An 18214-nucleotide genomic window follows, 5' to 3' on the forward strand; every position below is an offset into this window, starting at 1 on the left:
ACGGAATGGGTGGTGACGCAGCGGTGAAGGCCCGCACCGCCTTCGGCCTGCTCCGCCTCGGTGCCGCCGCCGTCTGCCTGGTGGCGCTCATCCACAGGCTCGCCTGGGGCCTGGCGTCGAACACCATCGCGAGCCAGAACTTCTTCGCGTATCTGACCAACCAGTCGAACATCGCGTTCGTGGTGCTGTTGAGCATCGCGGGTGTGATCGCCCTGCGCACGGCGCGCGATCCGCGCTGGCTCACGGTCGCGCTGGCTCTCGTGCTGACGTGGACGATCACGGCCGGACTCGTGTTCGCGATCCTGGTCTGGCAGGCCGGGGTCCGCGGTATCCGCATCGACGTCCCGTGGTCGGATCAGGTGCTGCACTTCTGGCTGCCCGCGGTGACGGTGGCGGCATGGGCGCTCGCCCCCGGGCACCGTTCCGTCCCGTGGCGGGTGGTGCCGGTGACACTCGCCTATCCCGTGCTCTGGGGCGTGTTCACGATGATCCGCGGCCCGTTGATCGGCTGGTACCCGTACTACTTCCTCGACCCGAGACAGGTGAGCGGTCCCCTGGAGTTCCTCGTGTCGTCGGCGATCGCCCTCGCCACATTCGCCCTCGTCGCGACGATGCTGGTGCTCATCAGCCGCATGCCGCTGCCCCGGCTGCTGCAGAGGGAAGCCGAGCAGAGCGCGGAGACGACGACGGACGAACAGGTTCCGATCGGCGAGCGCGTCGGTCAGACGTAGAGGGAGAGCGAGGCGAGGGCGGCTTCGATCGCCTCGTCGTCGTCGAGCTGCGCGAACTCGGCTGCCGCAGCACCGCCCACGATTCCCACGAGCACGTTCTCGCCCGTCGCGGGTCGCAGGTTGATCCAGGTCGGGATCGTCACGTCGGCGCCGACCGCGTGCCAGATCGCCTCCTCGCTGTCCCAGAACGCCTCGTCCCAGCGCAGCCAGACCGTCTCGATCGCGCCCATGCCGAGAGCCGACACCGCGCCGCGGTTGGAGAAGGGCAGGGGTGGGTCGAACTCGATGCTCCGGTCCTGCAGCACGCCGAGCGGCACGGTGACGACGACGCGGTCGAAAGACAGCGCCTCCCCGGTGCCGAGACGCACGCTCACCCCCGAGTCGTCGTACGCCAGCCTCGCGACGGGCGAGTTGAGGCCGACGGTGACGCCGTCGAGCGTCTTCTCGATGAACGGCGTGAGGTCGCCCGTCGCCGCCTTCGGGTCTCCTGTGGGCAGCGGCGGCGCGAACCAGCTCGAGAGTTCGTCGGCGCCGGCTCCGGTGCGGGCGGCGAGGATCGCGAGCAGTGCGGCGGTCGCGGGGTCTGCAGGGTCGATGCCCGCGGCGGTCAGCGCGTCGGCCACGGAGGTGTCTTCGGGAGCAGCCTGGGCCGTGGTGATCGCGGCGTCGAAGGGCTGCGGGTCGACCGGGTCGATGTCGCCGTCCGGTCCGCGCCAGAGCTCACCGGCGAGATCGACGATCCCGACCTCCCCGCTGCTCAGACGATCGAGCACCTCGCTGTCGTCCGCGCTGAAGAGCCAGGCCCCGAGCTGCGCCGGTACGGGCCAGGAGTCGTCGAGGCGCGAATAGACCCGTCCGCCGACGCGGTCTCGTGCCTCGAAGACCGTCACCTCCATGCCGCCTTCGGCGAGGAGCGCGGCGACCGTCGCGCCGGCGAGGCCTGCGCCCACGACGGCGATGCGTTCGCCCGAGGTTGCAGGGATCATGACCTCTTCGGCGGCGCGGGTGCCAGAGGCGATGGCTCCGCGCACCGTGCCGGGAGCGTCCACGTCTGTCGCCTCACCTGCGAAGAACAGCCGCTTGCCGACAGGCCGCGCCAGTGCGGAGCGGGTGTCGGACAGCACGCGGACCGGGGTGAAGCTGACCGCGCCGAGAGAGTACGGGTCCGTGGTCCAGGTGCTGCGCACGCTGCCTGCCGCGGCGGGGACCCCGGGTGGCGGTTCGGGTTCGCGCGTGCGGGTGGGGGTCGGCGTGGGAGCGGGTTCGGGGGTGCACGAGGCGAGAAGCACCGAAGCGACACCGGCTCCGGCGCCGAGGAGCAGAGTGCGGCGCGTGATCCTCATCGTGTCGCCACCTTATCCCGAACACCTGCCCGGACGTGCGGCACCTCGACGCGCGGCCTCGTCGGGACAGGCGAAAACGCCGGGTCAGGCGAAACGTCGCATCAGGCAAAACCGCCGGATCAGGCGAAACGCCGCATCAGGCAAAAACGCCGGATCAGGCCGCCTCGAGGGAGATCGGCCTGACCCGGCGTGAGCGCCTGAAACCGCGACGGCTTCCGCGCGCAGGATCCGACGCTAGACGGAGAGCAGCTCCCGCTCCAGGCGGGCGAACGACGACTCCATGCCGTCCACCATGCCGGTGGCGAGGATCATGTCGCGCGTCTCCTTGTCGGGGTACTCGATGAGCAGCGTGACGAGGGTCGCGCCGTCCTCCTCGTACAGGTTAAGGTCGTTGAGCGTCTCGGTGGGCATCCCCTGCATCCGCTCGGTGGTGACCGCGCGGCGCGGAGCGTCGATGAGGAGCGCCTCCCCCTCGAAGCCGAACGGCTGCCCCTCGGTGTCGCCCACCGGCGCCCACGAATTCCGGTACGACTGACCGACCTCGGTGGCAGCGACGCACTCCGTCATCTCCCACCCGTCGGGGCCGAGCATCCACTTGCGGATGAGGTCCGGCTCGAAGTGCGCGCGCCACACCAGCTCGCGCGGACCATCGACCAGGCGGGTGATGCGCACGTGCGTGTCGTCGAGCAGCTCCAGTCGCGTGCCCTTGCCCTGGGCGTAGTCGCGGAGGTCCTGCAGCACGGCGTCGAGCTGCGCCATGGCCATCTTGATCCCCTCGACCTGACCCATCTCGACGACCTGTTCGAGCGCGTCGACCGAGTCGAAGTGGCTCGTGGTGGTCATGCGGGTGCCGTCGGCGGTGGACTCGAAGGCGAAGGTCATCCGCTGGGCGGGGAAGCCGTCGAGCGGTGTGCCGTTCTCGTCGACGAACGAGTCGATGACCTCGAACGCGTTCGGCGCATCGATCGAGATGAACTCCCACGACCCGGACGACTTCTCCCCGCGCGGACCGTTCATCGAGTACTGCGCACGACCGCCGACGGTGTGGTCCCACGCGGTGAAGGTGGCCGGCCATCCGGGAGGGCCCCAGAAGCGCTCGAGCTGCCGCGGGTCGGAGTAGGCGCTCCACACCCGCTCGATCGGGGCGGCGAAGTCGGCGACCACGGTCATGGTCAGATTCTCGGCATCGGTGATGACGTCGGTGACAGGCATGTTCAGTCTCCTTGTGCGTTCTTGTCGGTATCGCTGTTGTCGGATGAGCCGGACCCCACGGTCTCGGCGAGCAGATCGTCGAGTCGGGCGATGCGCGACCGCCACAGCTCTTCGTATCGGGCGAGGAGCGCCCTGGCGCGGGCGATCATCTCGGGGTTCGCGCGGACGAGCCGCTCGCGTCCCTCGGCGCGCTTGACGATGAGGTTCGCGGCCTCGAGCACGGCGACGTGCTTCTGCACCGCGGCGAACGACATCTCGTATTCGGAGGCGAGAGTCGAGACCGACTGCTCCCGCTCGATCGTCCGGCGCAGGATGTCGCGCCGGGTCGACGTCGCCAGTGCGTGGAAGACACGGTCGACCTCCGCTTCGCTCAATTCTCTTTGTGCAACCATTTGGTTGTACGTTATGCCTGCGGAGCGGGTGTGTCAAGAGGGGTTTTGCGAATCGCGCCCCGGTGTCGGCGACCCGCGATACCGTCGCATCACAGCCCACGTCATCACGGAAGAGGCCCCCTTGTCTCGACACTCCGTCCTCGACGTCGGCGAGCATGACCTCGAAGATCTGCGACGGCGGCTGCGCGACACACGCTGGGCCGAGCCGTGGCCCGTGGAGGACTGGGAGGCGGGCACCGACCAGGCGGAGCTTCGCCGGCTCGTCGACGTGTGGCTGAACGGCTTCGACTGGCGCGCGCAGCAACAACAGATCGAGGAGCTGCCCTGGCACAGGGCGGACATCGACGGGACGCCGGTCGCTTATCTCCGCTTCGATGCCGAGCCGGGAGGGACCGGGATTCCCGTTCTGCTCACGAACGGCTGGCCGAGCACAGCACTCGAACTCGTGGATGTCGCTCGACGCCTGGCGACACCATCGCGTTTCGGGGGCGATCCCGCCCATGCCGCCACCGTGATCGTGCCCGCGCTTCCCGGGCTGCCGTTCTCACCGCAACGCCCCCGACTCGGCGTGCAGACGCACGACCTGTGGCACCTCCTGATGACGGAGCATCTCGCCTTCCCCCGATACCTCGCGCACGGCGGCGACCTGGGGGAGGGGATCACCTCCCGTCTCGCGCAGGCATACCCCGAGGAGGTGGTCGGCATCCACCTGCTGTCCACAGCCGCTCCCGCACACCTCGACGAGGAGTCGATCACCGCCGAGGAGCAGGCCCACCTCGACCGGGTACAGGAGTGGTCGGCCTCCGAAGGCGGATACCAGCACCAGCAGCAGACGCGGCCGCTCACACTGGCGGCCGCCGTCTCGGACTCCCCTGCCGGATTGCTGTCATGGATCCTGGAGAAGCATCGATCATGGAGCGACTGCGGTGGCGACGTCTCCTCCCGCTTCAGCGACGACTACCTGCTGACGCTTGCGACCGTGTACTGGTTCACGAACTCGATCGGCACGTCGTTCCGCCCCTATTACGAGTACGCAGCGGGATTGACCTCACGCATAGAACGGGTGGAGGTGCCGACCGCCGTCGCCCTGTTCCCGCACGACCTGGCGTCGCCGCCACGGAGCTGGATCGAACGCACGTACAACCTCGTCCGCTACAACCGAATGCCGCGCGGGGGTCATTTCGCGCCGCACGAGGAGCCGGCACTGCTCGCCGACGACATCTCCACATTCGCCCGCGCACTTCCGCACGCATCCTCCGCGTGAATCCACCTCCCCATCGCGGACCATGCGGCGCGGCGGCATCGATCGCCCCATCGACTGATCACAGCATCGACGTGAGCACTCCGCCATCCGCACGCACAGCCGCCCCGTTCGTGGCCGACGCGCGGGGACTCGCCAGGTAGGCGACCAGGTCGGCCACCTCGGTCGGGTCGAGGAACCGCTCGATCAGAGTGGTCCGGTTCTGGTCGATGATGACCTGCTTCATGGCCTCCGGCGACAGATCCTGCACTCGAGCCACAGCCTCGACCGCCGCAGCGACCCCATCAGAGTAGGTCGGCCCGCCCAGGACCGTGTTCACGGTGACCGAGGTACCGCGGGTGAGCTTCGACAGACCGTTGCCGAGAGCGATCATCGCCGCTTTGGTCACGCCGTAATGCACCATATCGGCGGGGACATTCACCCCGGACTCGCTGCTGACGAGGATCATCCGGCCCCAGCCTCGCTCGATCATCCCGCCCAGCAGGTGTCGTGCGAGCCGGACTCCGCTCATCACGTTGACCTCGAAGTAGCGCTCCCACTCGGCGTCGTCGACGGCCTCGAACTCCGCGAGCCCGAACACGCCCACATTGTTGACGAGGATGTCGACATCGCCCAGCTCCTCGAGAAGCCTTGCGACGTCATCCGCGTTCGCGAAGTCGGCGACGAGCCCGGAGACAGACGCCCCGGCGTGCTCCGCTCGCAGGCGCCCCACCGCCGCATCGACCGCCGTCGAGTCACGACCGTTCACGATCACTCGCACACCCTCGGCCGCGAGCGCCTCGGCGATCGCGTATCCGATCCCGCGGCTCGAACCGCTGATGAACGCCGTCTTCCCCTGCAGCTGTAGATCCATTCGCTTTCCTCCTCTTGACGCCGAACACGGCAAATCACTTGCTCGGGAAAGCGACTCTAGATCATTTCACTTGCTCAGGAAAGTCAATACCCGCGGATCTTCACGCTCGATGACCTATCCTTGACGCATGTCCGAGCAGCCGACTCCCCTGCACCTGAGCGACGATCAGCTGACGATCTGGTCCTCCGTCGCCACGCTGTTGGAGCGCCTCCCCACGGCTCTCGATGCGCAGCTGCAGCGCGACAGCGGCCTCACGCACTTCGAGCACGGCATCCTCTTCGCGCTCGATTCCGCACCGGATCGTCGCCTTCGCCTGAGCACCCTCGCCGCCTATGCGAGCTGCACGCTGTCGCGCCTGTCGCGCGCGATCTCGCGACTGGAATCCAAGGGATGGGTGCGTCGGGAGATCGACGCGGCCGACGGGCGATTCACCCTCGGCGTACTGACGGACGACGGCCACGTCAAAGTCGCCGAGTCCACGCCGGGCCACCAGGCGCTGGTGCAGCAGCTCGTCTTCGACAGTCTCACCGCTGCACAGGCGCGACAGCTGGGGTCGATCAGCACCCGCATCTCCGCGGCGATCAGTCCTGATCCGACCTGGGCTCCTTCGCCACGCACCCTCCAGTGAAGAATCCATTCACGTGAATCCACCTCCGCTTTTCAGGCGTAGGCTGGAGTGAAGGACGGACCGTCCGAGAAGATCTCCCGGCACCGCGCCCGCCCGGAAGTGGAGTCCCTCGTGGCTCAGTACGACGTCTCGAACCGCTCAGCGATCGTGACGGGAGCGGGCAGCGGAATCGGTCGCTCGACCGCCCTCCTGCTGGCGAAGAACGGTGCATCGGTCGTGGTCAACGACCTGAACGCGGATCACGCGAACGCGGTCGTCGAGGAGATCCGCGCAGCCGGCGGCACGGCCGAGGCCTCGGTCGGCGATGCGACCGATGCCTCGTGGATCGCCTCCTCCATCGAGCTGGCGAACTCCCTCGCCCCGCTGCGCATCGGCGTCAACAATGCCGGCATCGGCGGCGCATCCGCTCCGACGGCCGAATACGAGGACGAGGCGTGGGACAAGGTCATCGCGATCAACCTCAACGCGGTTTTCCGCAACATGAAGGCGCAGATCCCCTCGATCCTCGCGAACGGCGGCGGCTCGGTGGTCAACATCGCGTCGATCCTCGGCAGCGTCGGGTTCGCGAACTCACCCGCCTACGTCACCGCCAAGCACGGCGTCGTCGGCATGACGAAGTCGGCGGCACTCGAGTACTCGGCACAGGGCGTGCGCGTGAACTCTGTTGGCCCCGGGTTCATCGACACTCCGCTGCTCGCCAACATGGGACCCGAGGCGAAGGACTTCCTGGTGTCGAAGCACCCGATCGGACGCCTCGGCCAGGCCGATGAGGTCGCGAACCTCATCGCGTTTCTCGCCAGCGACGCCGCGAGCTTCATCACCGGCAGCTACCACCTGGTCGACGGCGGCTACACCGCCCTCTGATCGAATGGCATCCGACCCCGGGACCCGATTCCCGGTGGTCGGATGCCATCAGCAGCGACGCAGATCCCCCCGGCGGCGTCGCTGCGCACCCCCATCCGCCTTCGCGCACACTTTGCCCAGGAGCGCGTCGGCGGCGGAGGCGAGCTGTCAGGCGACCGCGTGCATCGCCGGAGCGGCGGACAGGAACGGCGCCAGCTCCAGGTCCGTCAGGTCAAGACCGTGCGCGGAGCTCGCCGCAGCCATCATCTTGACCAGCAATGGACGCTGAAGCTCGATCTCCTCTTCGACGGCGAAGCGCACCGGAATCGACGCGTGCATCCACAGCGTCTCGGTGCCGGAACGCGACGTGCGCAGCGTGAGGGGAAACGACTCTCCGCGGCGGAGCTTCGTCACGGTGACGAGGCGAAGATGGGCGAGCGTCGCATCATCGATCTCCACGATCTGCGATTCCCCGGCGTAACTGAGCTGGCCCATGAGTCCCTCTTTCCCGCGTATTTTGTACAGGAAATAGATTACTAGTTTAGCTAGTTAAATGGCAAGCGAAACTATTCAATCGCATCGATCTCTGACGCCAGCCGCCGCAGGAATCGCGAGATCGCGGCGATCTCGTCGGGCGTGAAACCTTCTTCCACTCGCGCCACCCGCCGCGAGATCTCGTCCGCGGGCGAGTTGATGTCGCGAAGCGAAGGACGGATCACCTTCGATCGCCTGTCGTCCGGATGCGCCGTCACCACGATCTGGCCGCGATCGGACAGACGCCGGATCACGGAGGTGATCGCCGCGGTGCTGACCGCCAGGTGAGCGGCAAGATCGCTCGGCGTCACGGGCGCATCGATCGGGGCCGCCGAGATGAATCGCAGGGCCGAGCGGTCGGTCTCGTTGGGCTGACGCCCCGCCATGAGGCGCCGCGCGAGCCGCGCCTCCACGCGCAGCAGTTCATCGACGTCGCGGTCGAGCCGAGACGCCATGACCCCCAGACTGTTCCCCATCACACCCCTCATCGGCTCCGGACACCCATCTTAGCTCGGAAGTCTTTTTATCTGTCTGACTAGCGAAATCCCGCGTGCATCACACCCTCACGCCGGTGAGAGGATGGATCTACCGCACGAAAGGACGTCATGGTCGAGCGATCCGCACTCGAGAACGAGAAGTACATCGATTACGCCGCCCTCCTCGAGCGCCTGGAACGACAGTTCCCCACCATCTCCCGCGATCGGATCGAGCAGATCATCGTGGCCGAGAACGACGCGATCACCGGCGGTTTCCTCCTGGTCGTCCCCGCCGGGGTCGCGACAGGTGCGATCGAGATGCTGACGCGGGAATCCTCTCCCGCGGCAGACGGAGAGGCGGTGGCCTGATGAGCGAGCCCCAGGAGTATGCACGCTCGGGGTACTGGTACCCCGACTCGGAGAGCGCCAGCACCGTCGATGTGCTGAACATGCTGCGGCGTTACCGGGCGGCCGAGACCGCGATGCGCGCCCGCACTCGGGCATCGATGGGCATGAACGAGACCGACCTGATGGCGCTGCGCTTCCTGCTGCGTGAACAGCGCGCGGGCCGCATCGTCCGTCCGATCGACATCGCCAGGATGCTCGACATCTCCACCGCGTCGACGACCACGCTCATCGACCGCCTCGAGAAGGGCGGACATGTCCGTCGCGAGGCGCATCCGACGGACCGCCGCGCCGGAGTCGTGGTTCCGAGCGTGAGCAGCGACGAGGAGGTCAGGGCCACCCTCGGCGCCATGCATCGCCGCATGCTCACCCTGGTCGACGAACTCTCCGACCAGGAACGAGCGGTGGTCACACGGTTCCTCGCCGGGATGACCGCGTCGATCGAAGAGGCCTCCGACCTCGACCAGGAGCTCCGGAACGTGATCCGGGACGAGAAGGGCCCCCACGCGGCGGAGTGATCCCCCGCGCTACAGCCCTTCCGCGATCTCCTTGATCGCAGCGAGGCGGCGGTCCCACTCGCGTCCGATCACGTCGAGCTTCGCCGCCGTGGCGGAGAGCTCGGCACCGACGACGCGGAAGCGCACTTCGCGCCCCACACGAACCGGCTCGACGAGCCCCACCTCCTGCAGCACGGCGAGGTGCTTGGCGATCGCCTGACGGGACACCGGAAGGCGCCCGGCGAGGGCGGATGCCGAGGCATCCCCCTCGCCGAGTGCCGTCAGGATGCTCCAGCGCGTCTCGTCCGCGAGTGCCGCGAACACGGGAAGCAGTGTTTCGGTCGTCACGCTTCGCCTTCCACGAGCGTGACCATCTTGTCGAGCTCCAGATCCCAGCCGGTGCGGTGCGACTCGAGGTTGGCCCTGGGGTCGGAGGTGCGCTCGAACCCGCTCTCGACGACCGTGAGCCGCGTGCCGCCATCCGCGTCCTCGAGCGTGAAGGTGAAGACGGTCGAGGTCGACTCGTCGATGCTGTCCGGCAGCGCGCCGAGGGCATCGTCGTTGTTCCAGCGGTACGTGATGCGCCGCGGCTCGTCGAACTCCTCGACCCGGAGGGGGATCACGTCGTAGTCGGGGAACGTCATCGTGCCGGTCGCTCCGACGCCGCTGCCCTCGAGCACCGTGCGCCCGAACCAGCGCGAGATGTGCTGCGGCTCTGCCACGGCTCGCCACACCTTGTCGACGGGTGCCGCGATCTGGATGCTCCGCCGCACCGAGAATGTCTCCTCGTCGACGACGGATGCCTCGTTCTGGGTCATGTTCACCATGATGGGTCCTTTCGGGATTTCCTGCATGTCCCGTCGGCCGGATCAGCCGACTGCAACTCCAGGGTTGCACTTCTCGGCTCCACGCACAACCCTAGAGTTGCAGCATGCTCACCGCGCACCCCCATCGCTCACTCCACATCACGCCTCACGCCGGCCTCACCTGTCGGAGGAATTCACGAATGCATGAGGAATCGCCGGAAGACCACCCGGCATCCGTGTTTTCTTCCGCCATCCGGAACCATCGGAACCCACGGAACGCAAGGGCACACCCGCACCACAACCGCAGGCCCGTGCCGGCCTCAGGCGCGAGGCCGCCGCCTCTCGAGGAAGCCCGCCAGCAGCACGGCGACGAGCGCGGCCACCGGCGCCACGAGGAGCCCCGCTCGCAGACTCTCGTTCTCGGCGATGTAGCCCACGAACGGCGGAGACAGCAGGAACCCGAGGCGCAGCAGCCACGACACGACCGTGAGCCCGACGCCCGGCCGCAGTCCCGGCAGTTCGTCCGCGGCATGCATCGCCGCAGGGATGAGCGTGGCGATGCCGAAGCCGACAGCCGCGAACCCGAGGATCGTGCCCGGCACCGAGGGGAATGCGAGCGCGAGGGTCATCCCGACGGCCGCGATGGCGCCACCGACCCGCGCGACCCACCGCTGACCGAAGCGATCCGTGAGCGGATCGCCGATGATCCGACCGATGAACTGCGCACCGACCAGGGCGATGAAACCGAGAGGAGCGATCGCCGCCGCAGCTCCGAGCGAGTCGGCGAGGTAAAGAGTCGCCCAGGAATTGCCCGCATCCTCGGCGACGGCGCCGGCCATGGCGATGAGGGTCAGGGCGATGATCGCGATGACGGTACGCGGCGTCACACCGCGGCGGAGCGTTCCGGCGAGTTCGGCCGGCTCGGCCGTAGCCTCCTCGTCGACCTCGTCGTCGCGGCCGGGGAGGCAGAAGCGCAGGGCGACGAGCGCGACCGTGGCGAACACGGCGGTCGAGATGCCCAGGTGCACGGCCAGCGGCAGCCGCAGCGCGATCGCCACCGCGGCCATCGCCCCACCCAGCACCGCGCCGATCGACCAGATGGCGTGGAAGCCGTTGATGATCGAACGCCCGTAGCGACGCTGCACCCGCAGACCGTGGGCGTTCTGAGCGACGTCGGTGATGGCGTCGGACGCCCCGCCGAGAAACAGCGCCACCGCGAAGAGCACTCCCGAGGGAGCGAGTGCCGCCGACAGCAGGCCCAGGCTCGTGAGAACGGTGCCGATCACGGCGATGCGGGCGGAACCAAACCGACGGATCAGCACCGCGGCCAGGAGCCCGGCGGCGATCGCTCCGGCAGGGAACGCCGCGATCGCGAATCCGTAGCCGAGGTTGTCCAACCCCAGAGCGGACTTGATCTCCGGGTACCGCGGGAGGATGTTCGCGAACAGCGCCCCGTTGGTCAGGAAGAGCGCGGAGACGGCGATGCGCGCGCGGCGGGATGCCTGATCCGGCACAGGTCGTCGAATCGATTCGATGGAGGCCATGTCTACGATCGTACGGTGCGCCGCGCGCCTCGGTCGACGAGATCGAGAGCCCACCGATCGAGACGCACCCGGCGCCGCACCTCTACCCAGCCCCGGCGCACCCCGCAACCCCGTTTCCGCAGGTCACTCCTCGGGCCTACGCTCTTGCCATGTCGGAACTCACCCAGCCCACCGGTCGTGAAGATGCTCTGCGCGCCATCCCCCGCGATGATGGGACTCCGCCGCGGGCCCTCGTGCTCGGTGCGACCGGCTACATCGGCGGGCGGCTGACCCCGCGACTGCTGAACGCCGGATACCGCGTGCGGGTGCTGGCGCGCGATGCGGCCCGCGCGGCTTCCTTCCCGTGGGGCGACGACTGCGAGATCGTCGAGGGCTCGGCGGATGATGCGGATGCCGTCGCCGCAGCCGTGGACGACGTCGACGTCGTCTACTACCTGATCCACTCCATGTCGGCAGGAAAGGGCTTCGAGGAGAGCGACGAGCGCGCTGCTCAGACCGTCGCGGATGCCGCTGCCCGAGCGGGCGTGCGACGCATCGTGTACCTCGGCGGACTGCATCCGGACGATGCGCAGCTCTCCCCGCACCTGCGCTCGCGCGTACGGGTCGGCGAGATCTTCCTGAACTCCGGAGTGCCGACACTCGTGCTCCAGGCGGGGGTCGTGATCGGCTCGGGCTCTGCGTCGTTCGAGATGATCCGCCACCTCACCGACGTGCTGCCGTACATGCCGGCGCCGAAGTGGGTGCGCAACCGCATCCAGCCCATCGCCGTGCGTGACGTGTTGCACTACCTCCTCGGGGCGGCGCGTGTGGAGGCGGACGTGAACCGCGCCGTCGACATCGGCGGACCCGACGTGCTGCGCTACGGCCAGATGATGAACGGCTACGCGGTGGAAGCGGGCCTGCGCCAGCGGGCGATCGCCGCCCTCCCCGTGCTGACTCCCGGCCTCGCGTCGCACTGGGTGAACCTGGTCACGCCGGTGCCGCGGTCGATCGCCCGCCCTCTGGTGGCGTCGCTGCAGAACGAGTGCATCATGAAGGATCACGCCGTCGACGAGCTGATCCCCCGGCCCGAAGGCGGCCTGACCCCGTATCGACGTGCGGTCGACCTGGCGCTCGGCCGCGTGCGAGGCGACACCATCGAGACCAGTTGGCAGGACTCCGAGGTCTCCGGCGCACCGAGCGACCCGCTGCCGAGTGACCCCGACTGGGCAGGACGCACGGTCTTCACCGATTCGCGCTCGGTCACCACGACCGCGTCTCCCTCGGAGCTGTGGCGCGTGATCCTCGGTATCGGCGGGGAGAACGGCTGGTACTCCTCGCCGCTGCTGTGGGCGGTGCGCGGGTGGATGGACCGCATCGTAGGCGGCGTGGGCCTCAGCCGTGGCCGACGCAGTCGCACCGCCGCACGTGTGGGCGACGCGATCGACTTCTGGCGCGTCGAAGCGGTCGAGACCACGGACGCCGGATCGCTGCTGCGCCTCCGCGCCGAGATGAAGGTGCCGGGAGAGGCATGGCTCGAGCTGCGCGCGGTACCCGATGCGAAGGGGGCGCGCTACGAGCAGCGCGCGATCTTCTTCCCGCGCGGTCTGACCGGACGCCTCTACTGGCTCGCCGTGCTGCCCTTCCACGGCGCGATCTTCGCGGGCATGGCCGCGCGCATCACCGCCGCCGCCGAGGACCTCGAGACTTCTCCCTCGGCACCGCCCCACCCCGCCGGAACAGGCGAACGCGCCGAAACGGGCGAACGCGCCGACTCAAGCGCACCCGCCGACTCAAGCGCACCCGCGACAACAGGAGAACGCGCGGCAACAGGCGAACCCGCGGCAAAGTCGCCTGATCCCGCGTGATTGCCTGACCCGACGCACCGACGCGCCCTGAGCCGACCCGCCCTGAGCCGACGCGCCCTGAGCCGACGGCCCACACGCTCGGCTGCACTCAAACGACCCACCCCGCCGACACAGGCGAACACGCCGAAACAGGTGACTTCCCGGCAAAGTCGCCTGATCCCGCGTGATTGCCTGACCCGACGCATCGACTCGCCGGCCTGACCCGACGCACCGACTCGCCGACCCGACGCGCACCACGCCCTGACGCGCACCCCGGCACCCCGGCACCCAGAGCCCCCGGGAGCGTCGTCAATCCGTGCGGGGCTGCGGAGCGGGGTCCGGGTCCACGGGGCCGTCTTCCAACGCAGCATCGACGACCGCGTCCACCTCGGCCGGCGGGATGATGTCGATCGCCTCGGTCGCGGCCTCGTACACCTCGGCCAACGTGTCGTCGACGGTGTCCTCGTCGATCCAGGCGAGGTCGTCCTCCGAGTGGTCGTACTCGACGGGCACGAGGGCGAAGTCGTCGCCGTATTCCTCGAGCCCGGCCATGACGCTGTGGCGGACGGCGGCGCGGGCATACCGGTCGCGCAGGATCAGGGGATCCCGTCGCAGATCCTTCATGAACGCGATCATCATGAACGTCATGATGATCGCGAACGGCAGCGCCGCGATGATCGTCGCGTTCTGCAGCGACTGCAGGCCGCTCCCCTCGGCCCCGCTGACGAGCAGCACGGCCGCGATCACACCGACCAGCACGCCCCAGACGACGGCGACCCAGCGTGACGGCTCCGGACGACCCTGCTGGGAGAGCGTGCCCATGACGAGCGAGGCGGAGTCGGCGCCCGTGATGAAGAAGATCGCGATGAGGAGGATGAGCACGATGCTGGTGATGAGCGGGAACGGCAGGTTCTCCAGCACCCCGAACAGCACCTCCTCTGGCGGGTCGACGGTGAGCCCTGCGCCGTCCATCTGCTGCTGGATCGCCGTCGTGCCGAAGATCGCGAACCACACGAGCGAGATGGCGGACGGCACCACGATGACGACCGACACGAACTGACGGAGCGAGCGTCCGCGGGAGATCTTCGCGATGAACATGCCGACGAACGGCGACCAGGAGATCCACCACGCCCAGTAGAAGATCGTCCAGCTCGACAGGAAGGCCTGCGCGGTCTCGCCCTGCGACGCGGAGCGGCCGATCATGGTAGGCAGATCGCCGATGAACTGCACGGCGACCGACGGGATCACGTTGAGGATCAGCAGTGTCGGACCGACGAAGAACACGAAGAACGCGAGCAGGATCGCGACCACGGCGTTGATGTTCGACAGCGCCCGGATGCCCTTGGAGACACCGGACACGGCGGAGGCGATGAAGCACGCCGTGAGCACCGCGATCACCGCGATGAGGATGCCGTTGCCGAGGGGCCCGATGCCGCTGACGAGCTCGACACCGTGGCCGATCTGCAACGCCCCGAGTCCGAGGGAGGCTGCCGTGCCGAACAGCGTCACGATGATGGAGAAGATGTCGATCGTGCGGCCGACCGGGCCCGTGGTGCGGTTCTCGCCGAGCAGCGGGGCGAAGATCGAGGAGATGAGCGGGGTGCGGCCGCGGCGGTAGGCGCCGTAGGCGATGGCACCGCCGACGAGCGCGTAGAACGCCCAGGCCTGCGGACCCCAGTGGTACAGCACCTGGGCCTGCGCCGTGTGCATGGCCTCGAGGGTGTTCGCTTCGACGGTGCCCGGCGGCGGGTTCTCGAAGAACGTCAGCGGCTCGGCGGCGCCCCAGAACACCAGGCCGATGCCCATGCCCGCCGCGAAGAGCATCGAGATCCACGAGAACATCGAGAATTCGGGCTCCTCGTCGTCGCGGCCGAGGGGGATGCGCCCGTACTTGCTGAAGCCGACGAACAGCATGAACACGAGGATGATCGTGGCGATGGTCGTGAAGAAGAAGCCGAAGTACTCCACGACCCAGGCGAGGACCGTGCTCGTGGTGCCGGCGAGGTTGTCGCCCGCGAACACACCCCAGGCGATGAATCCGAGGGCGAAGGCGGCGGCGACGCCGAAGACGAGCGGGTCGGTGCGGTAGGTGCGCCCCGTCTCCTCGACCGAGACACCGGGCACGAGCGCCGGGTGCACGCTGCGCGGCGGAACGGTCGTGATATCTCGGACGATCTTGCGTGCCGTCTCGGAGGCCTTGGCCGGAAGGCGGTTCGTGCCGGTTCCGACGGCGTCGGTCTGCGGACGCGGAGGGTTCGATCCTGCGGAGCGTTCGTCGGGCTTCTCGTCAGGAGTGTCCATGAGAGTCCATTTTGTCATGGACGCTGTCCGGCCGAGGCTGGGCCGAAACCCAGACCGTCGGCGCGAACCGCGGCGCGTCGGGCAGCGACGCGCCGGGCGGACGCTGTCTGCTCTGGGTTTTCGGGCGCGTCGCAGTCAGCGCGGGCGGCGCCCGCCGAACAGCGCGTGCAGCAGCGGGAGTGCCGAGACGCAGACCAGGGTGATGCCCAGGGGCGGCACCGACGGCACGAGCAGCGCGCCGCCGACCAGCAGCGCCGCGAAGAGGACGCCGGAGCCGATGCGGCGCGCGATGCCCTCGAGCCGGTCCAGTCGACGCTCGAGTCGTGAGGTGTCGAAGGTGACGTTGCCGTCGTCGAGGCGCGTGATGATCTTGTCGATGCGGCCGGGTAACGCCCAGGTCGTGGACATCGTGCCCATCGCCTGGTTCGCGAAGGCCTGCACGATGTTGCCGCTCTCGTCGCGCAGCAGACGGCCGGCGTAGGGCTCCGCCGCATCCCACACGTTGAAAGCAGGGTCCAGGCCGCTGCACATGCCGGACGTCAGCGAGACGGCACGGATGAGCAGCAGCATGTTCTCGGGCAGCTGCAGCGGGAGCGAGCGCACCATGTCGCCGAACTCCTCCGCGAAGTCACGGAACTCGCGCGGGTCGACCTTGCTCAGCTCGGCGAACCCCATGCCTCCGAAACGGGCGAACAACGTGGTGAGCGCCCGTTCGAGCTCGGCCGTGTCGGCGGACGGAAGCAGCACGCCGATCTCCTGCGCGGCGGCGACGAGGCCACGACTGTCTCGACCGGCCACCGCGATCAGGAGTGTGCGCAATCCGTCGCGGAGGCTCGCAGGAATCTCGGCCATCATGCCGAAGTCGATGAACGTGAGGCGGAAACCACGCCCCGTGCCGCCCTCCACCAGCGGCGAAGGCGTGACGAAGATGTTGCCGGGGTGGGGGTCGGCGTGCACGAAGCTGTGCGTGAACACCTGATCGAACATGACCTCGGCGAAGACGGCGGCGACCTCGGAGGGATCTATCCCCGCGGCGCGGAGGGCATCGATGTCGTTGATCTTGATGGCCGTGACGTCCGACAGCGTCAGCACCCGACGGGTCGAGCGCTCCCAGACGATCTCGGGAGTGTCGACGCGGGGATCGTCTGCGAAGTTCTCGCGGAAGCGCTCCGCACTCGCGGCCTCGTGCAGGTAGTCGATCTCCTCGAGGCTGGTCGCGGCGAACTCCTCCACGAGTGCGGGCGCATCCACGCGATCGGCGACGATGCGCACGCGCGTCAGCCAGCGCGCGACCCGGCGGAGGGCCGCGAGATCGACCGCCACGATCTCATCGATGCCGGGTCGCTGAACCTTGACCACGACCTCGCCGAGCCCCGTGTCCGCCGCGTCGAGCGCCGACAGTCGGGCGCGGTGCACCTGGCCGAGGGAAGCCGCCGCGACGGGGTTCTCGTCGAACCAGGCGTACGCCCGTTCGAGCGGGATGCCGAGCTCGGCTTCGGCGAGCGCACGGATCGCCGGGGTTGGCACGGGCGGAACCTCGTCCTGCAGCCCTTCGAGCTCTTTCGTGATCTCCGGCGGCAGCACGTCGAGGCGCGACGACATGAACTGTCCGACCTTGATCATGAGTCCGCCGAGTTCGACCGCGAGCACATGGAACCGACGCGCGAACGTCTGCATCCGCTGCCCACGCGTCCGCTCCGAGATTCGGCTCATCCCGAAACGGGGCAGGACGAGTTCGAACCACCAGATCTTGAGGAACTCACGACCGGCGAACGACAGGATGCGGCGGTACCTGGCGCGGTGCACACCCTGTGCCGCAGCATCCGTCATCGCGTGGTCCCTTCGCAGACCCCCACTCGATGCCGCACTGCGCGGTCAGTCCTGCGCGAGGATCGTGTACAGCCTACGGCGGGCCTCGTCGAGGACCTCGATCGTCTGCTGCACCTGTTCGGCGGAACCGCTTCGACCGACCTGGGCAGCCGCGGCAGCGAGGTCGACGCCCGCCTTCGGCAGAGCGTGGAAGCGGGCATTGTCGCGCTGACCGTCTTTGCCGGTCGATGACTCCCACGGCGCCGGGGTCTCCGAGCTCTCGTCGGCGACAGCACGGCCGGCCTCGGTGAGCGAGTAGGTCTTGCGGCCGTTCTGCTCCTCTGCCTCGATCAGCCCTTCGTCGGCGAGCAGCTGCAGGGTCGGATACACGGAACCGGCACTCGGCTTCCACATGCCGCCGCTGCGCTCGGCGATCTCGTTGATGATCTGATAGCCGTGCATCGGCTTCTCGGAGAGGAGCGAGAGCACGGCCGTCCGTACGTCGCCGCGGGCCATGCGCGAACCACCGGACGGGCGCGACTCGAAGGACTTCCGGAGCTGATCCATCGCCTCGAAGATCGCGGATGCCGGGCCACCGGAGCCGGTGCCGAAGCCGGAACCGCCGAAGAGTCCGCCGGGTCCGCCACTGCTGGAGCCGCCGGTGCCGCCGAACGGGTTGGAGGGGAATGCGTTGTTCATGATGACCTCCTGCTGTAGGTGTGAACGATACTCAACGATATATCGTTAACCCTG

Annotated in this window: 19 protein-coding genes; 7 read left to right on the forward strand and 12 right to left on the reverse strand. The window is 68.3% G+C overall.

Annotated features, from left to right (window positions below; genetic code table 11):
- Nucleotides 1–5 precede the first annotated feature (5 nt).
- The gene (locus RN51_RS01650; protein WP_045262307.1) at nucleotides 6–731 is read left to right on the forward strand and encodes a Pr6Pr family membrane protein; all 726 of its coding nucleotides are present in this window, start codon (nucleotides 6–8) and stop codon (nucleotides 729–731) included.
- Here RN51_RS01650 and RN51_RS01655 read toward each other — a convergent pair.
- The 3 genes from RN51_RS01655 to RN51_RS01665 all read right to left on the reverse strand — a co-directional run bounded on the left by RN51_RS01655 (nucleotide 722) and on the right by RN51_RS01665 (nucleotide 3678).
- A complete protein-coding gene (locus RN51_RS01655; RefSeq protein ID WP_045262308.1) occupies nucleotides 722–2074 on the reverse strand; it encodes a flavin monoamine oxidase family protein in 1353 nt (450 codons plus the stop codon). The genes RN51_RS01650 and RN51_RS01655 overlap by 10 nt on opposite strands.
- Before the next feature lie 234 nt (nucleotides 2075–2308).
- Nucleotides 2309–3286, reverse strand: coding sequence for an SRPBCC family protein (locus RN51_RS01660; RefSeq protein WP_045262309.1), 978 nt, complete (start codon nucleotides 3284–3286; stop codon nucleotides 2309–2311).
- A gap of 2 nt (nucleotides 3287–3288) precedes the next feature.
- Nucleotides 3289–3678 (reverse strand): ArsR/SmtB family transcription factor, encoded by a 390-nt coding sequence (locus RN51_RS01665; protein WP_045262310.1) that lies wholly within the window; start codon nucleotides 3676–3678, stop codon nucleotides 3289–3291.
- Between the two features lie 121 nt (nucleotides 3679–3799).
- Here RN51_RS01665 and RN51_RS01670 point away from each other — a divergent pair, with 121 nt between their 5' ends.
- Nucleotides 3800–4942: an epoxide hydrolase family protein gene (locus RN51_RS01670; RefSeq protein ID WP_045262311.1), complete on the forward strand. Its 1143-nt coding sequence runs from the start codon at nucleotides 3800–3802 to the stop codon at nucleotides 4940–4942.
- A gap of 58 nt (nucleotides 4943–5000) precedes the next feature.
- Here RN51_RS01670 and RN51_RS01675 read toward each other — a convergent pair whose 3' ends face one another.
- Nucleotides 5001–5792, reverse strand: a complete 792-nt coding sequence (locus RN51_RS01675) for an SDR family NAD(P)-dependent oxidoreductase (protein WP_045262312.1) — start codon at nucleotides 5790–5792, stop codon at nucleotides 5001–5003.
- A 127-nt stretch (nucleotides 5793–5919) separates the two neighbouring features.
- Between RN51_RS01675 and RN51_RS01680 the strand changes: the two genes are divergently transcribed.
- Nucleotides 5920–6420 (forward strand): MarR family winged helix-turn-helix transcriptional regulator, encoded by a 501-nt coding sequence (locus RN51_RS01680; protein WP_045262313.1) that lies wholly within the window; start codon nucleotides 5920–5922, stop codon nucleotides 6418–6420.
- A gap of 111 nt (nucleotides 6421–6531) precedes the next feature.
- Nucleotides 6532–7284: an SDR family NAD(P)-dependent oxidoreductase gene (locus RN51_RS01685; protein ID WP_045262344.1), complete on the forward strand. Its 753-nt coding sequence runs from the start codon at nucleotides 6532–6534 to the stop codon at nucleotides 7282–7284.
- A 147-nt stretch (nucleotides 7285–7431) separates the two neighbouring features.
- Here RN51_RS01685 and RN51_RS01690 read toward each other — a convergent pair whose 3' ends face one another.
- Nucleotides 7432–7758: a hypothetical protein gene (locus tag RN51_RS01690; RefSeq protein ID WP_045262314.1), complete on the reverse strand. Its 327-nt coding sequence runs from the start codon at nucleotides 7756–7758 to the stop codon at nucleotides 7432–7434.
- 71 nt (nucleotides 7759–7829) lie between these two features.
- On the reverse strand, nucleotides 7830–8210 hold the full coding sequence (locus RN51_RS01695; RefSeq protein WP_231579186.1) for a MarR family winged helix-turn-helix transcriptional regulator: 381 nt from the start codon (nucleotides 8208–8210) through the stop codon (nucleotides 7830–7832).
- A 192-nt stretch (nucleotides 8211–8402) separates the two neighbouring features.
- On the opposite strand from RN51_RS01695, the gene RN51_RS01700 reads away from it, so the two are divergent.
- Complete coding sequence (locus RN51_RS01700; protein ID WP_045262316.1) at nucleotides 8403–8642, forward strand: hypothetical protein; 240 nt, start codon at nucleotides 8403–8405, stop codon at nucleotides 8640–8642.
- Complete coding sequence (locus RN51_RS01705; RefSeq protein WP_045262317.1) at nucleotides 8642–9196, forward strand: MarR family winged helix-turn-helix transcriptional regulator; 555 nt, start codon at nucleotides 8642–8644, stop codon at nucleotides 9194–9196. The genes RN51_RS01700 and RN51_RS01705 overlap by 1 nt, the downstream gene beginning before the upstream one ends.
- Nucleotides 9197–9205: 9 nt before the next feature.
- Here the strand turns inward: RN51_RS01705 and RN51_RS01710 are convergent, their stop codons facing one another.
- From RN51_RS01710 to RN51_RS01720, 3 genes are all read right to left on the reverse strand, one after another.
- The gene (locus RN51_RS01710) at nucleotides 9206–9523 is read right to left on the reverse strand and encodes an ArsR/SmtB family transcription factor (RefSeq protein ID WP_045262318.1); all 318 of its coding nucleotides are present in this window, start codon (nucleotides 9521–9523) and stop codon (nucleotides 9206–9208) included.
- Nucleotides 9520–10002: an SRPBCC domain-containing protein gene (locus tag RN51_RS01715; RefSeq protein ID WP_045262319.1), complete on the reverse strand. Its 483-nt coding sequence runs from the start codon at nucleotides 10000–10002 to the stop codon at nucleotides 9520–9522. Before RN51_RS01715 ends, RN51_RS01710 begins: the two co-directional genes overlap by 4 nt.
- Before the next feature lie 299 nt (nucleotides 10003–10301).
- On the reverse strand, nucleotides 10302–11525 hold the full coding sequence (locus tag RN51_RS01720; protein WP_045262320.1) for an MFS transporter: 1224 nt from the start codon (nucleotides 11523–11525) through the stop codon (nucleotides 10302–10304).
- 149 nt (nucleotides 11526–11674) lie between these two features.
- Between RN51_RS01720 and RN51_RS01725 the strand changes: the two genes are divergently transcribed.
- The gene (locus RN51_RS01725) at nucleotides 11675–13372 is read left to right on the forward strand and encodes an SDR family oxidoreductase (protein WP_082066250.1); all 1698 of its coding nucleotides are present in this window, start codon (nucleotides 11675–11677) and stop codon (nucleotides 13370–13372) included.
- Nucleotides 13373–13660: 288 nt separating this feature from the next.
- Here RN51_RS01725 and RN51_RS01730 read toward each other — a convergent pair whose 3' ends face one another.
- The 3 genes from RN51_RS01730 to RN51_RS01740 form a co-directional block, all read right to left on the reverse strand.
- The gene (locus RN51_RS01730) at nucleotides 13661–15652 is read right to left on the reverse strand and encodes a BCCT family transporter (RefSeq protein ID WP_045262321.1); all 1992 of its coding nucleotides are present in this window, start codon (nucleotides 15650–15652) and stop codon (nucleotides 13661–13663) included.
- Between the two features lie 135 nt (nucleotides 15653–15787).
- Nucleotides 15788–17482: an ABC1 kinase family protein gene (locus RN51_RS01735; protein ID WP_045262322.1), complete on the reverse strand. Its 1695-nt coding sequence runs from the start codon at nucleotides 17480–17482 to the stop codon at nucleotides 15788–15790.
- Between the two features lie 45 nt (nucleotides 17483–17527).
- Complete coding sequence (locus RN51_RS01740) at nucleotides 17528–18160, reverse strand: PadR family transcriptional regulator (RefSeq protein WP_197073158.1); 633 nt, start codon at nucleotides 18158–18160, stop codon at nucleotides 17528–17530.
- Between the last annotated feature and the right edge of the window lie 54 nt (nucleotides 18161–18214).

The organism is Microbacterium oxydans, from assembly GCF_000956405.1.
GTDB classification, from domain to species: Bacteria; Actinomycetota; Actinomycetes; order Actinomycetales; family Microbacteriaceae; genus Microbacterium; species Microbacterium oxydans_C.